At 50.6% G+C, this 11,912-nt stretch carries 11 protein-coding genes; 6 read left to right on the top strand and 5 right to left on the bottom strand.

The annotated features are described in order from the left end of the window. Nucleotide 1: 1 nt before the first annotated feature. Nucleotides 2–358, bottom strand: a complete 357-nt coding sequence (locus tag FW415_RS14400; RefSeq protein ID WP_148386213.1) for a helix-turn-helix domain-containing protein — start codon at nucleotides 356–358, stop codon at nucleotides 2–4. Between the two features lie 99 nt (nucleotides 359–457). On the opposite strand from FW415_RS14400, the gene FW415_RS14395 reads away from it, so the two are divergent. From FW415_RS14395 to ppsA, 4 genes are all read left to right on the top strand, one after another. Then, nucleotides 458–988 (top strand): NAD(P)H-dependent oxidoreductase, encoded by a 531-nt coding sequence (locus tag FW415_RS14395; protein WP_148386210.1) that lies wholly within the window; start codon nucleotides 458–460, stop codon nucleotides 986–988. 192 nt (nucleotides 989–1,180) lie between these two features. Next, a complete protein-coding gene (locus tag FW415_RS14390) occupies nucleotides 1,181–2,119 on the top strand; it encodes an alpha/beta fold hydrolase (protein WP_148386208.1) in 939 nt (312 codons plus the stop codon). A gap of 176 nt (nucleotides 2,120–2,295) precedes the next feature. Beyond that, the gene (locus tag FW415_RS14385; protein WP_148386205.1) at nucleotides 2,296–2,757 is read left to right on the top strand and encodes a MarR family winged helix-turn-helix transcriptional regulator; all 462 of its coding nucleotides are present in this window, start codon (nucleotides 2,296–2,298) and stop codon (nucleotides 2,755–2,757) included. Nucleotides 2,758–2,810: 53 nt separating this feature from the next. Then, entirely contained in the window at nucleotides 2,811–5,426 is a 2,616-nt protein-coding gene (gene ppsA, locus FW415_RS14380) for a phosphoenolpyruvate synthase (RefSeq protein ID WP_148386203.1), read from the top strand. A gap of 62 nt (nucleotides 5,427–5,488) precedes the next feature. Here the strand turns inward: ppsA and katG are convergent, their stop codons facing one another. The 4 genes from katG to FW415_RS14360 all read right to left on the bottom strand — a co-directional run bounded on the left by katG (nucleotide 5,489) and on the right by FW415_RS14360 (nucleotide 10,685). After that, nucleotides 5,489–7,765, bottom strand: coding sequence for a catalase/peroxidase HPI (gene katG, locus FW415_RS14375; RefSeq protein ID WP_148386200.1), 2,277 nt, complete (start codon nucleotides 7,763–7,765; stop codon nucleotides 5,489–5,491). Between the two features lie 320 nt (nucleotides 7,766–8,085). After that, entirely contained in the window at nucleotides 8,086–8,895 is an 810-nt protein-coding gene (locus FW415_RS14370) for a helix-turn-helix domain-containing protein (protein ID WP_148386198.1), read from the bottom strand. Nucleotides 8,896–9,011: 116 nt separating this feature from the next. After that, nucleotides 9,012–10,019, bottom strand: coding sequence for an SDR family NAD(P)-dependent oxidoreductase (locus tag FW415_RS14365; RefSeq protein ID WP_148386196.1), 1,008 nt, complete (start codon nucleotides 10,017–10,019; stop codon nucleotides 9,012–9,014). A 96-nt stretch (nucleotides 10,020–10,115) separates the two neighbouring features. Continuing rightward, entirely contained in the window at nucleotides 10,116–10,685 is a 570-nt protein-coding gene (locus FW415_RS14360; protein WP_148386194.1) for a hypothetical protein, read from the bottom strand. Nucleotides 10,686–10,854: 169 nt separating this feature from the next. Here FW415_RS14360 and FW415_RS14355 point away from each other — a divergent pair, with 169 nt between their 5' ends. Both FW415_RS14355 and FW415_RS14350 read left to right on the top strand, forming a co-directional pair. Then, the gene (locus FW415_RS14355) at nucleotides 10,855–11,379 is read left to right on the top strand and encodes a TetR/AcrR family transcriptional regulator (protein ID WP_148386191.1); all 525 of its coding nucleotides are present in this window, start codon (nucleotides 10,855–10,857) and stop codon (nucleotides 11,377–11,379) included. Nucleotides 11,380–11,383: 4 nt separating this feature from the next. After that, the gene (locus FW415_RS14350) at nucleotides 11,384–11,797 is read left to right on the top strand and encodes a nuclear transport factor 2 family protein (RefSeq protein WP_148386189.1); all 414 of its coding nucleotides are present in this window, start codon (nucleotides 11,384–11,386) and stop codon (nucleotides 11,795–11,797) included. The last annotated feature ends 115 nt before the right edge of the window (nucleotides 11,798–11,912 follow it).

Genomic DNA, 11,912 nt, shown 5'->3' with positions numbered 1-11,912 from the left:
TTTACATCAGCTTTTTATGCTGCTCCCCCCACTTCTCCAGTTGTCTGATGATGGGTTTCAGCTGGTAACCTATCGGCGTCAATTCATACTCCACCCGCGGCGGCACTTCTGCGTAAACGGTCCGTTTCACAATTTTATGCTCCTCCAGTTTCCGCAGTTGCAAAGTCAACATTCGTTCCGTTATATTGGGCAGCTTTTTCTTCAGTTCCCCAAACCGGTGCTTCCCGTTCGTTAACCAGGAACAAATGACCAATGCCCATTGCCCGCCAATAATGTTTGCTGCATAAGCTTCTGCACATTCATCTGCCAGGGCCTGTTTGTTGGCAAAGTTTGTTGACGTTTCTTTGATGCGGGACATTACTTACATTTTTTATAGTACATTACAATCAGCTGCTAATGTACAAAACTAAGGGTATCCGCTTTATTTTTGCGTCATAACTTTCAAGTTTTTGACAAGATGAAAACATTGGTAATCGTAACACATCCTGATATTGAAAATTCAGCTGTCAACAAAAGATGGATCAGAGAACTGCATAAATTCCCTGACAAATATGTAGTCCACCAGCTATACAAGGTTTACCCTGATGAAAAAATCGACGTACTGGCGGAACAACGGCTGGTTGAGCAATATGACAAAATTGTATTTCAGTTCCCGTACTACTGGTTCAATTGTCCTCCGCTTTTGAAGAAATGGTTCGATGAAGTGTTGACGCATGGATGGGCTTACGGCAGTAAAAGCGGGTACAGGGTTTCGGGGAAGAAAATTGCACTGGCGATATCACTGGGGGTTGATGAACACGAATATCGCCGGGAAGAAAGATATAAATACACCCTGGCAGAATTAACGAGACCTTTTGAGTTGACTTTTGAATATGTAAAAGCCGATTACAGGCCATTCTTTGCTTACTACGGGATGGAGTTCAACACTTCGGAGGAATGGATTGAAAGAAGCGTTCCGCTGTATCTTGATTTCCTGGATGCTTTATAAAGACTTTGCCTGCTGCCGGAGAACGGGGACAGTCTGCCCCCTTTTACAGCGCTTATTGGCATAAACAGTACGCTCCCCTGCGGTTAACCATGCTACATCTCCATGTCGCATTCTCCCCGCAGGAATGGCACATACGCACTGTAAAGGACATAGTATTGTTGCCGACATTTGTATCGTAAAAAAACACACGATATGAATAAGCACATCCTCACCCGTCTCCCCGTTATTATTGCTTTAGCGATGTTGGCAGCCTGCCAGCCGCGTTCCACCAATGAACAAAATACCTCAGCTGAAACAACGGAAACGGTTGCCGGCAAAAGCATTCAGCCTGCTGACACCGGTTACGCAGCTGTAAACGGGCTAAAACTGTACTATGAGGTTTATGGCAAAGGCAAGCCCATCGTACTCCTCCATGGCTCCTTTATGAATATCCCCCTGAACTGGTCGCACATCATCCCCCTGCTGGCGAAAGACAGGCAGGTCATCGTAGCGGAAATGCAGGGCCACGGGCGCACAAGGGATATATCCCGGGAATTCAGCTATGAAAATATGGCGGACGATGTATCCGGACTGCTCAGGCATCTCAAGATAGACAGTGCGGACATACTGGGATACAGCATGGGAGGCGGAGTTGCCTTCCAGATGGCCGTGCGGCATCCGGAGCAGGTACGCCGGCTGGTGGTACTGTCCGGTACCTATGCGCATGACGGATGGTGGCCTGATGTAGAGGCCATGTATTCAACGATCAATGCGGATATGTTCAAAGGATCACCCATACAAACGCAATACGACAGCCTTGGAAATGATCCGGCGCATTTTCCGGAGTTTGTGAAGAAGGTGATAAGCATAGACCTGAAGCCTTATGACTGGTCCGCAGAGGTTAAGAACATCAAAACTCCCCTGTTCATGGCTATTGGCGATGCCGACGGCGTACGGTATGAGCATGCCCTGGAGCTGTTCCGGGCCAAGGGCGGCGGAAAAATGGGCGATATCCACGGCCTGCCCCAATCCCGCCTGGCCATTCTACCGGGCACTACCCATATCGGGATGATGATGCAGACGGACTGGCTGATCCCCATGATCACCGATTTCCTGGATGCCGACCTGAATGCACCGCCGCCGATGTTTTAGGCCGACATAGCCATTATCTTTCCCATCAGCCTGCAAATGCAGGATCACAAATATCAAAAGCCACTGATTTTCAGTGGCTTTTTACATTAACCTCCCTTATTCCCCGGAATTTGTTGTTCATCCCGCAGAATAAATATTATCTTTGTAACTAAGATACTTACATAATAAGATATAAAATGAATACCGACATCATCAAACACGTCAGAAAACTGAACCAGTTACATGCTTACACGACTATTCAGATGCACGAAGCCGTTGCCCGAAAGGCGGGGCTTTCGGGAACCGACCATAAATACCTGGGCTTTCTGATAGAAAAGGGACGGATGACCGCCGGCGAGCTGGCTACATTGACCGGCTTGACGACCGGCGCGGTTACGGGTTTAATAGACCGGTTTGAAAAGAAAAAACTGGTCAAAAGAAAATTTGCGGAAGACGACAGGCGGAAAGTCTTCATCATGCCAAACACGAAAAATATCATGGCGCTTTTAGAACCGCTGTACAAGGAATTCCGGAACAAATCGGAAATACTCTTTGCATCGTTCCCGGACAAGGAAATCAAAATCATTGAAACGTACTTATCGAAGGCTATTGAACTGATGAATGAAACAACTGACACGTTGCGTTCAACAGCTTCCTAGTATAAAAACAACCTTACCTGCAATAGCAGCAAAAAGTCAAATAAATACAGCATATGCGTGCTTACATACTTCGTTTTCAGGAAACAGATAAAACAACGCTTGCCATGGCCGGAGGCAAAGGCGCCAACCTGGGGGAATTATCCCGGATGGAAGGCGTAAGGGTACCGGAGGGCTTTTGCATTACCACGGAAGCATATAAAGCCATCATGGGCAATAACGAAATGCTTGACACGCTGCTGGATCAGCTGGCCGCGCTGAAAGCGGATAACAGGCAAGGCATTCATGAGATCTGCGCCGGCATCCGGAAGGCGATAGAAAACATAGCGATCCCCGCGGACATTGCCGGTGAGATCACCCTGCACCTGGAACAGTCTGGTGAAAACAACGCCTATGCCGTACGGTCCAGCGCCACTGCGGAGGATTTGCCAACGGCGTCCTTTGCCGGCCAGCAGGATACGTATCTGAACGTCATCGGGAAGGAGGCGGTCCTGAAGGCGGTCAGCAGATGCTGGGCTTCGCTGTTCACGGAAAGGGCGGTCATGTACCGCCTTCAGCAGGGTTTCGACCATCGTAAAGTACGCCTGGCTGTAGTTGTGCAGCAGATGGTATTCCCGCAGGCCGCAGGGATACTGTTCACGGCAGACCCTGTCAACTCCAGCAGGAAAATAACATCCATTGATGCCAGCTTCGGACTTGGCGAGGCCCTGGTCTCCGGCCTCGTGAATGCGGACAACTATAAAGTGCGCAATGGCAGCATCATCGATAAAAAGATATCCGGCAAGCATCTGGCAGTCTATCCCCTGAAAGATGGCGGTACAAAACAAATGGAGATTGCACAGGAGATGCGGCACAAACCGGCGTTGACGGATGAGCAGATCCTGCAGCTGGAGCGAACCGGCAGAAAGATCGAAGCGCATTTCGGCTGCCCGCAGGACATCGAATGGTGCCTGGCTGATGATACGTTTTATATTGTCCAGAGCCGGCCGGTCACCACCCTGTTCCCCATCCCCGAAGCCAATGACGGGGAAAATCACGTCTATGTATCTGTCGGCCATCAGCAAATGATGACCGATCCCATCAGGCCATTGGGCCTGTCCTTTTTCCTGCTGACGACCCGCGCCCCTATGCGCACTGCGGCCGGAAGGCTGTTTATTGACATTACCGCCATGCTGGCTTCGCCAGCCGGCAGAAAAATAGTCATCCATAACCTGGGGCAATCCGATCCGCTTATAAAAGACGCACTGATGACTGTTGTGGCGCAGGAGGATTTCATAAAATTATTGCCGGATGATCAGCAAGCACAAAACCCCGCCAAAAACGGCCGGAACATTCCGCCTCCGGCTTCTCCTGCGCAGATAGAAAACGATCCGGCCATCGTTGCGGACCTGATCAGGAACAACCAGGCGTCGATAGCAGCGTTAAAACAAAACATTCAAACGAGATCAGGATCAGATCTGCTGGATTTTATCCTGGAAGATCTGCAGGAATTGAAAAGTCTCCTGTTTGGCCCTGAAAGCGCAACGGTGATCAAAGCTGTTGTAGAGGCCTCATTATGGATCAATGAAAAAATGAACGAATGGCTGGGTGAAAAGAACGCCGTAGATACCCTGTCTCAATCCGCCCCCGGTAATATTACCTCGGAAATGGGTCTTGCGTTGCTGGATGTTGCCGACGTAATTCGTCCGTATCCGGCAGTGGTGGACTATCTACAGCATACGAAGAATGAGCGCTTTCTCGAAGAACTGCCTCAATTTGAAGGCGGGCAGGCAGGCAGAGCGGCGATCTCCGCTTATCTTGACAAATACGGGATGCGTTGTGCCGGGGAGATCGATATCACCAGAACACGCTGGATCGAAAAGCCTGTTACCCTGCTCCCCTTGCTCCTCAGCAATATCAGAAACTTTGCGCCGGGCGCCAGCCATCGGAAATTTGAGCAGGGACGGCAGGAAGCATTCAAAAAAAAGCAGGCGTTGCTGGACCGGTTGAAGCAACTGCCGGATGGTGAACAAAAAGCGGTAGAAACGGAACGAATGATCGACCTGGTGCGGAATTTCATCGGCTACCGGGAATATCCAAAATACGGGATGGTCAACCGCTACTTCGTTTACAGGCAGGCGCTGTTAAAGACAGCCGCACAACTTGTACAAGCCGGGGTACTGCAGGAAACCGAAGATATTGACTACCTCTCTTTTGAAGAGCTCCGCGAAGCCCTGCGCACAAACAGGGTGGATGACCAGCTCATCAGGCAACGAAAAGACGCTTACAAAACATATGAAAAACTCACTCCCCCACGCGTTATCACATCAGACGGCGAGATCTTTACAGGCCGGTACAAGCGGGAAGATCTCCCCGCCGGGGCCATTCCGGGCCTGGCGGTTTCCTCCGGAGTTACAGAGGGACGGGCGCGGGTTATCCTGAACATGGAAGATGCCGATCTGGAAGACGGGGATATATTGGTGACGGCCTTTACCGACCCCAGCTGGACGCCATTGTTCGTTTCCATAAAAGGCCTGGTCACCGAAGTAGGCGGACTGATGACCCATGGCGCTGTTATTGCCCGGGAATACGGACTGCCTGCGGTTGTGGGGGTAGAGCATGCTACAAGCCTGATCAAAGACGGGCAACGGATCCGGGTGCATGGAACGGAAGGGTATGTGGAGATACTGTAGCATCCCAAAAAACAGCAGCCCCCGTCACCGGAGGCTGCTGTATCAATATGGCAAGTGATCAATCAGACTACATCAAACCTGTCCAGGTTCATCACTTTATTCCAGGCCGCTACAAAGTCTTTCACAAATTTACCCTGCGCGTCTACACTTCCGTACACTTCTGCAATAGCTCTCAACTCGGAATTGGAGCCGAACACCAGATCGGCGCGGGTAGCCGTCCATTTTATTTTGCCGGTGGCGCGGTCGCTGCCTTCATACAACTCTTTGTCCTCCGTAGCTGCCTTCCAGGCAATGCCCATATCCAGCAGGTTTATAAAGAAGTCATTCGTCAGCAGGCCCGGGCGGGCGGTAAAAACACCATGCCTGGAACCGTTAAAGTTCGTGTCCAGCACACGCATGCCACCCACCAGCAAGGTCAGTTCGGGAGCGGTAAGGGTGAGCAACTGCGCTTTGTCGATCAGCAATGCTTCGGTAGATACGGGTAATTTCGACTGGCGGTAGTTGCGGAAACCATCAGCAGCCGGCTCCAGGTACCCCATCGATTCCACGTCGGTCTGTTCCTGCGAGGCATCCATACGGCCGGGCGTAAAAGGAACGGTTACCGCATTCCCGGCATCTTTCGCCGCTTTTTCGATACCTGCGTTACCGGCCAGTACGATCAGGTCCGCCAGGGAAATTTTCTTTCCGTTCGTCTGTGCGTCATTGAATTCTTTCTGAATGCCGGCCAGTATGTTCAATACCTTTTGCAGCTGTACCGGGTTGTTTACTTTCCAGTCCTTTTGCGGAGCCAGGCGGATGCGGGCGCCGTTGGCGCCGCCGCGTTTGTCGGAACCGCGGAAGGTGGAAGCCGAAGCCCAGGCGGTGGACACCAGTTCAGATACGCTCAGGCCGGATGCCAATACTTTTGTCTTCAGGGCTGCGATATCCTGCTCGTTTATCAATGGGTGATCAACTGCGGGGATCGGGTCTTGCCAGATCAATTCCTCTTCCGGCACTTCCGGGCCCAGGTAACGGCTGCGCGGCCCCATATCGCGGTGCGTCAGTTTAAACCATGCGCGGGCAAAAGCATCCGCAAATGCTTCCGGGTTTTCCAGGAAGCGCCTGGATATCTTTTCATACACCGGATCAAATCGCAAAGAGAGGTCGGTCGTCAGCATGGTAGGGCGATGCTTTTTTGCACCGTCATACGCATCGGGAATGATATCCCCGGCATCTTTCGCTACCCACTGATGTGCGCCGGCCGGACTTTTGGTAAGCTCCCACTCAAAGCCGAACAGGTTTTCGAAGAAATTATTGCTCCATTGGGTGGGCGTTTTCGTCCAGATGACTTCCAGTCCACTGGTAATGGTATCAGCGCCTTTACCGGAGCCATAGCTATTGCTCCAGCCGAGGCCCTGCAATTCCAGACCGGCTGCTTCAGGCTCTTTGCCTACATGGGTGGCAGGGGCCGCGCCATGGGTTTTGCCGAAGCTGTGCCCGCCGGCTATCAGGGCTACCGTTTCTTCATCGTTCATGGCCATGCGGCCGAAAGTATCACGAATATCTTTAGCTGCGGCAATGGGATCGGGATTGCCATCGGGACCTTCAGGATTCACATAGATCAGCCCCATCTGCACGGCAGCGAGCGGATTTTCCAGGTTGCGGGAGTGGATAGCGCCATCCGCATCATCGTCAGACACCAGTACGCCATGTTCTTTCGGAACACCTTCGGAACCATGCGCATAACGCAGGTCACCACCCAGCCAGGTAGTCTCGGCACCCCAATACACATCTTCCTGCGGCTCCCACACATCTTCACGCCCACCGGCAAAGCCGAAGGTCTTGAATCCCATGGATTCCAGCGCTACATTCCCGGTAAGGATCATCAGGTCCGCCCATGAGAGTTTGTTGCCATATTTTTGCTTGATCGGCCAAAGCAGCCTGCGGGCTTTATCCAGGCTCACATTATCCGGCCAGCTGTTCAGCGGGGCAAAACGTTGCTGCCCTGCTCCCGCACCGCCGCGGCCATCACCTACACGGTAGGTACCGGCGCTATGCCAGGCCATACGGATGAACAAGGGACCATAATGCCCGAAGTCCGCCGGCCACCAGTCCTGCGAATCGGTCATAAGTGCGTGAAGGTCCTTTTTCACCGCTTCCAGGTCGAGGCTTTTGAATGCTTCGGCATAGTTAAAATCTTCCCCCATCGGGTTGGATAAGGACGAATGCTGGCGAAGGATATTCAATTTTAACTGGTCAGGCCACCAGTCGCGGTTCCTGGTGCCGCCACCGCCAATGCTCTGCTGCATGCTGCCGTTGTGAAAGGGGCATTTACTGATGTCGTTTGATTCTTTTCCCATTGTTATAAGTTGTGGAGTTGGATAATACTAGACTGCTCCTGCATTTTTGCAGATCAATAAAATTAGAACAGTTTAAGGTATAATCAGAATCAATTGATTCTATATTTCAATAGCTATAATCTATTACAAGATAATCATTTCCGCCTGTTACAAGATAGTCAATCCGGACCGGACCACGAAAAAAGCCTTCAGGCAGTTTGACCTGAAGGCTTGTGCGCTACGGCTCCGGAACCTGGTGACACGCCGCTATGATATGCTTACCTGCACCTGATGTTACGGCTCTCTCAACAACACATCCTTATAACATCATTTCATCCAAACTACCTGCCTTCCAGCAACGCAGAGGGAGCATAGCCAAACTGCTTCCTGAAAGCGTAGGAAAAATGGGAAAGATTCTCAAAACCTACTTCATAACAAACATCCACCGGCCTGCTTTTTTGCTCCACGAACCGGTAGTGTGCCAGCTCCAGGCGCTTCTGCGTAAGCCATTTCTGCGGCGTTGTATTGAAAGCCCTTTTGAAGTCGCGCTTGAAGGTGGTCAGGCTCCTCCCGGTCAGGTAACCGAACTTTTCCATCGTCATATTGAACATGAAATTCTTTTCCATATAACCGACCAGATCGATCTTTCCCGGCTCTTCAAAGTTTGCCAGCACATCATCGATTCCCGGGTCTATTGTCCGGAGAATGCTGATGGCCTCCATTATCTTCAGGGAAGCAATATCCGCGGGGAGCGTTTTCATCTCGAAATAAGGGATCAACGAAGCCAGACAGCTTTCCAGCAAAGGGTGATCGCTGTAGCAATGGATCTTCTGCGACACAGCGGCCGGGGGCTTTACATTCAACCGGTCATAAAATTCCCTGAGCCTGGGGGCGGACAAATGCATCACCACCGTTTTATGCGGCTGCCCGTCTTTGGGATAGTTGATGATCGTAGCCAGCTGGTTGCGGGGGATCAGGAAAATATCCCCCTTTTTGAACATATAGGTGGCATCTGCCTGCACGATCTTTGTTTCCCCGGAAATGAACCATATCAGCATATGATGCTCGAACATGATATCCGACTTGAAGAATTTGTCCTCATAGCAGGAAAGCTTGATGTCATCCGTTATATACTTTGCTTTATACTCCATATGGCGAGGTTTGGTACAAAAATAATCCGTACGCTTCAATCACGCTTTGTTTTAAAGGCCAGATTCACTTTGTTCATCCGGCCACAAAAGGTTGTGCAGACACAGACATCTGAAAATCAATGCACAACAAACTTCAGGCCCGTCAGCTCTTCGCTTAGCTTCCAGAGCTTTTTGGCGCTATCCCGGTCCAGCGAATAAGGCTGCACGCCTCCTGCCCCTATTGTACCGCTGGTACTACCGGACACCAGCTCCGCCACATCCGCATCTTCACAATACACCCCGCCGATATGGTCCAGCTGCCGGCTGGTAGCACACCAGACCGTGGTGGCCGCACCCTGCGGGATCGTTTTCAGCCCTGCCGCCACCTCCGGTAAAATATTGCCTTCGGCATCACAGATACCCATCTGCTGAAACAATTCTACCGGTGCTTCCCGGGCTAATTCGGTCCCCCCGATAGAGCCGGGATGTAAGGAATATGCCCTGACGTTAAATGCTTTGGCCGCATTGTCCAGCTCCAATGCAAACAGGTTGCTGGCGGTCTTTGATTGCCCGTAAGCCTGTAAGGTCTGGTATTCGCGATGCAGGAACTGAGGATCATCGAAATTGAACGGGGACATATGATGCCCTGAAGAGGATACATTGACTACCCTGGCGCCATTGGCTTTTTTGAGGGCAGGCCATAATCTTGCTGTCAGGTGGAATTGTGCGAGGTAATTGGTGGCCAGTTGTGATTCGATACCGCGATTGTCCCGCCGCAGCGGCACCCACATGATGCCTGCGTTGTTGATCAGCAGGTGAAGCGGCCTGGCCGATGACAGGAATTGCTGCGCGAATGCGTCAATGGACGCCGGGTCCATCAGGTCCATAGCCGCCAGTTCCACATTGGCGATACCCGCCAGGTTCCGTGCCGCCTTTTCAATATCCCGTGCCGGTATCACCAACGTAGCGCCCGCGGCAGCCAGGGTTTTGACGGTTTCCAGGCCAATGCCCGCGTTGCCGCCCGTGACGATCGCCACCTTTCCGGTGAGGTCTATGCCTTTGATAACATCGCTTGCTGTGGACTTGGCGTTAAAACCGGAGTTCAGCGGTTGCTGCAGCGCTCCCTGGTAATTGTGTTGTTCCATTTTTTGATTTGTTTTTGTTGGAACAAAAGTAAAGCGCGCAAAAACCCCCGACTTTGTTTTAAAGGCCGATTTTGCTTTGTTTAAAAGACCACTTTTTCATTTTCCTGCTGATATCTTTGATATCAGCTTCAGGGTCTTCAGATCAAAAAGCAATACTTCAGGCTTATCCGTCCTGTCGTATTTGCCATTATTGTTCGAGTCATAATCCCCTGTAACCACAAGCCCTCCTGTTTGAGGATTAACGATCCAGGTCCGCACAAAAAAACGGTCTTCCGTCAGCTGCACCTTTTCCTGTCCATCCGTGGAAAGCATAATGATCTGGCCGGGATCTTTCCAGTCGATGTTTTTACTGTTGTCAAGATTAACGGTATTGGCCACAACGATCACCCGGTTGATCTGCAAGCTGTCTATCCTGATCTGTTCGATCTTCTTTATGAAAGCGTCTTCAGGGAAATCAACCTGTTTCGATTGCCCGTTCCGGGTGTTGATGAACAAAAGGCTTTTGCTGCTCATAGCGAACATCTTCTCTACATTGTCGATCGCGGCCATCACATAATCTGTTCCTTCGAGCAAAGTCAGCCTGGTGAAGTGGGCAGAACTGTACTTGTCTTGTCCGTAAGCTGAAATGGTCAGTAAAGCAAAAAGCAAGATGGTAAGCGGCTTCATGTTGGGTGTTTTCAGCAAGACGACCCGGTGCGCAAAAAGTTTCAGGGGTACGGCCCGAAAGCCTGCTTTTTCCGGAACTGGATAAATTCACTCGAGTTGCGCAATGAACAGACAAGTCTGTCTACTTTCAATAAAATCTCCTACATTTGCATCATAAACCCATTCCGCTATGCAACCAAGAGAAAGGATACTGGATACCGCGCTGGCGCTTTTTCACAAACAGGGCTATAATTCTACGGGGATCAACCAGATCATAGCCGAATCCAATGTTGCAAAGGCCAGCTTCTACCAGCATTTCAAGTCGAAAGACGAGTTGTGCGCGGCCTTTTTGAATAAGCGGCATGACGTCTGGTTTGCCAGGCTCGGGGAATTCACTGCAAAGAGCAGAACGGCGAAGACAAAGGTGCTGGCCGCTTTCGATTTTCTGGAGTTGATGAATGAAACGGAAGATTTCAGAGGATGCAGTTTTCTGAACCTCCTGTCCGAGATCCCTGCTGAAAAAACGGCGATACTGCTTATCATGCAGCGTCACAAGAACGAACTGCGGGAACATTTCACCCTTCTCCTGGAGGATGCTCCGCTGGCGGACCATGTTTATCTGCTGTTTGAGAGCGCCATTGTCGAAAGTCAACTTTTCAGAAGCCAGTGGCCGGTAAAAAAAGCTAAATCGATCGTACATAAATTAATACGCTGATCATATGGAACAGAAATTTCCACTGCCGCCGTTCGACCGGGAAACGGCGAGCCTGAAGGTACAAATGGCCGAAGACGCCTGGAATACCCAAAATCCCGAAAAAATAGCCCTGGCTTATACCATTGATACGGAATGGCGGAACCGCGATCTTTTCATCAATGGACGGGAGGAAGTAAAACAATTTCTCACCGCTAAATGGCAAAAGGAACTGGATTATAAGCTCAAAAAGGAGCTATGGGCCTTTACGGACAACAAGATTGCCGTACGGTTCGAGTATGAGTGGCATGATAAAAGCGGGCAGTGGTTTCGCTCATATGGAAATGAGAACTGGGAATTCGATGAAAACGGTTATATGAAAAAGCGGTTTGCCAGCATCAATGATCTGCCGATCACTGCGCAGGAAAGAAAATTGAAATAGCACCTGCTGCATCGCGCTGCCGGGTCAAAAGCAGCACGCATCCTTCAGTAAGCGCCCATACCCAGGACTGATTTTGGTGATAGCTAAAAATAACGAAACGCATCTTTTAATAGGT

The sequence above is a fragment of the Chitinophaga sp. XS-30 genome (assembly GCF_008086345.1).
GTDB lineage: Bacteria > Bacteroidota > Bacteroidia > Chitinophagales > Chitinophagaceae > Chitinophaga.
This window is presented reverse-complemented; position numbering and strand designations above follow the sequence as displayed.

What these genes read in the sequence shown, in the direction of transcription:
- FW415_RS14360 (WP_148386194.1), bottom strand. Translation starts at nt 10,685, where the DNA reads ATGAAGCCGCTTACCATCTTGCTTTTTGCTTTACTGACCATTTCAGCT.
- FW415_RS14350 (WP_148386189.1), top strand. Translation starts at nt 11,384, where the DNA reads ATGGAACAGAAATTTCCACTGCCGCCGTTCGACCGGGAAACGGCGAGC.
- katG (WP_148386200.1), bottom strand. Translation starts at nt 7,765, where the DNA reads ATGGGAAAAGAATCAAACGACATCAGTAAATGCCCCTTTCACAACGGC.
- FW415_RS14355 (WP_148386191.1), top strand. Translation starts at nt 10,855, where the DNA reads ATGCAACCAAGAGAAAGGATACTGGATACCGCGCTGGCGCTTTTTCAC.
- FW415_RS14395 (WP_148386210.1), top strand. Translation starts at nt 458, where the DNA reads ATGAAAACATTGGTAATCGTAACACATCCTGATATTGAAAATTCAGCT.
- FW415_RS14400 (WP_148386213.1), bottom strand. Translation starts at nt 358, where the DNA reads ATGTCCCGCATCAAAGAAACGTCAACAAACTTTGCCAACAAACAGGCC.
- FW415_RS14365 (WP_148386196.1), bottom strand. Translation starts at nt 10,019, where the DNA reads ATGGAACAACACAATTACCAGGGAGCGCTGCAGCAACCGCTGAACTCC.
- FW415_RS14390 (WP_148386208.1), top strand. Translation starts at nt 1,181, where the DNA reads ATGAATAAGCACATCCTCACCCGTCTCCCCGTTATTATTGCTTTAGCG.
- ppsA (WP_148386203.1), top strand. Translation starts at nt 2,811, where the DNA reads ATGCGTGCTTACATACTTCGTTTTCAGGAAACAGATAAAACAACGCTT.
- FW415_RS14370 (WP_148386198.1), bottom strand. Translation starts at nt 8,895, where the DNA reads ATGGAGTATAAAGCAAAGTATATAACGGATGACATCAAGCTTTCCTGC.
- FW415_RS14385 (WP_148386205.1), top strand. Translation starts at nt 2,296, where the DNA reads ATGAATACCGACATCATCAAACACGTCAGAAAACTGAACCAGTTACAT.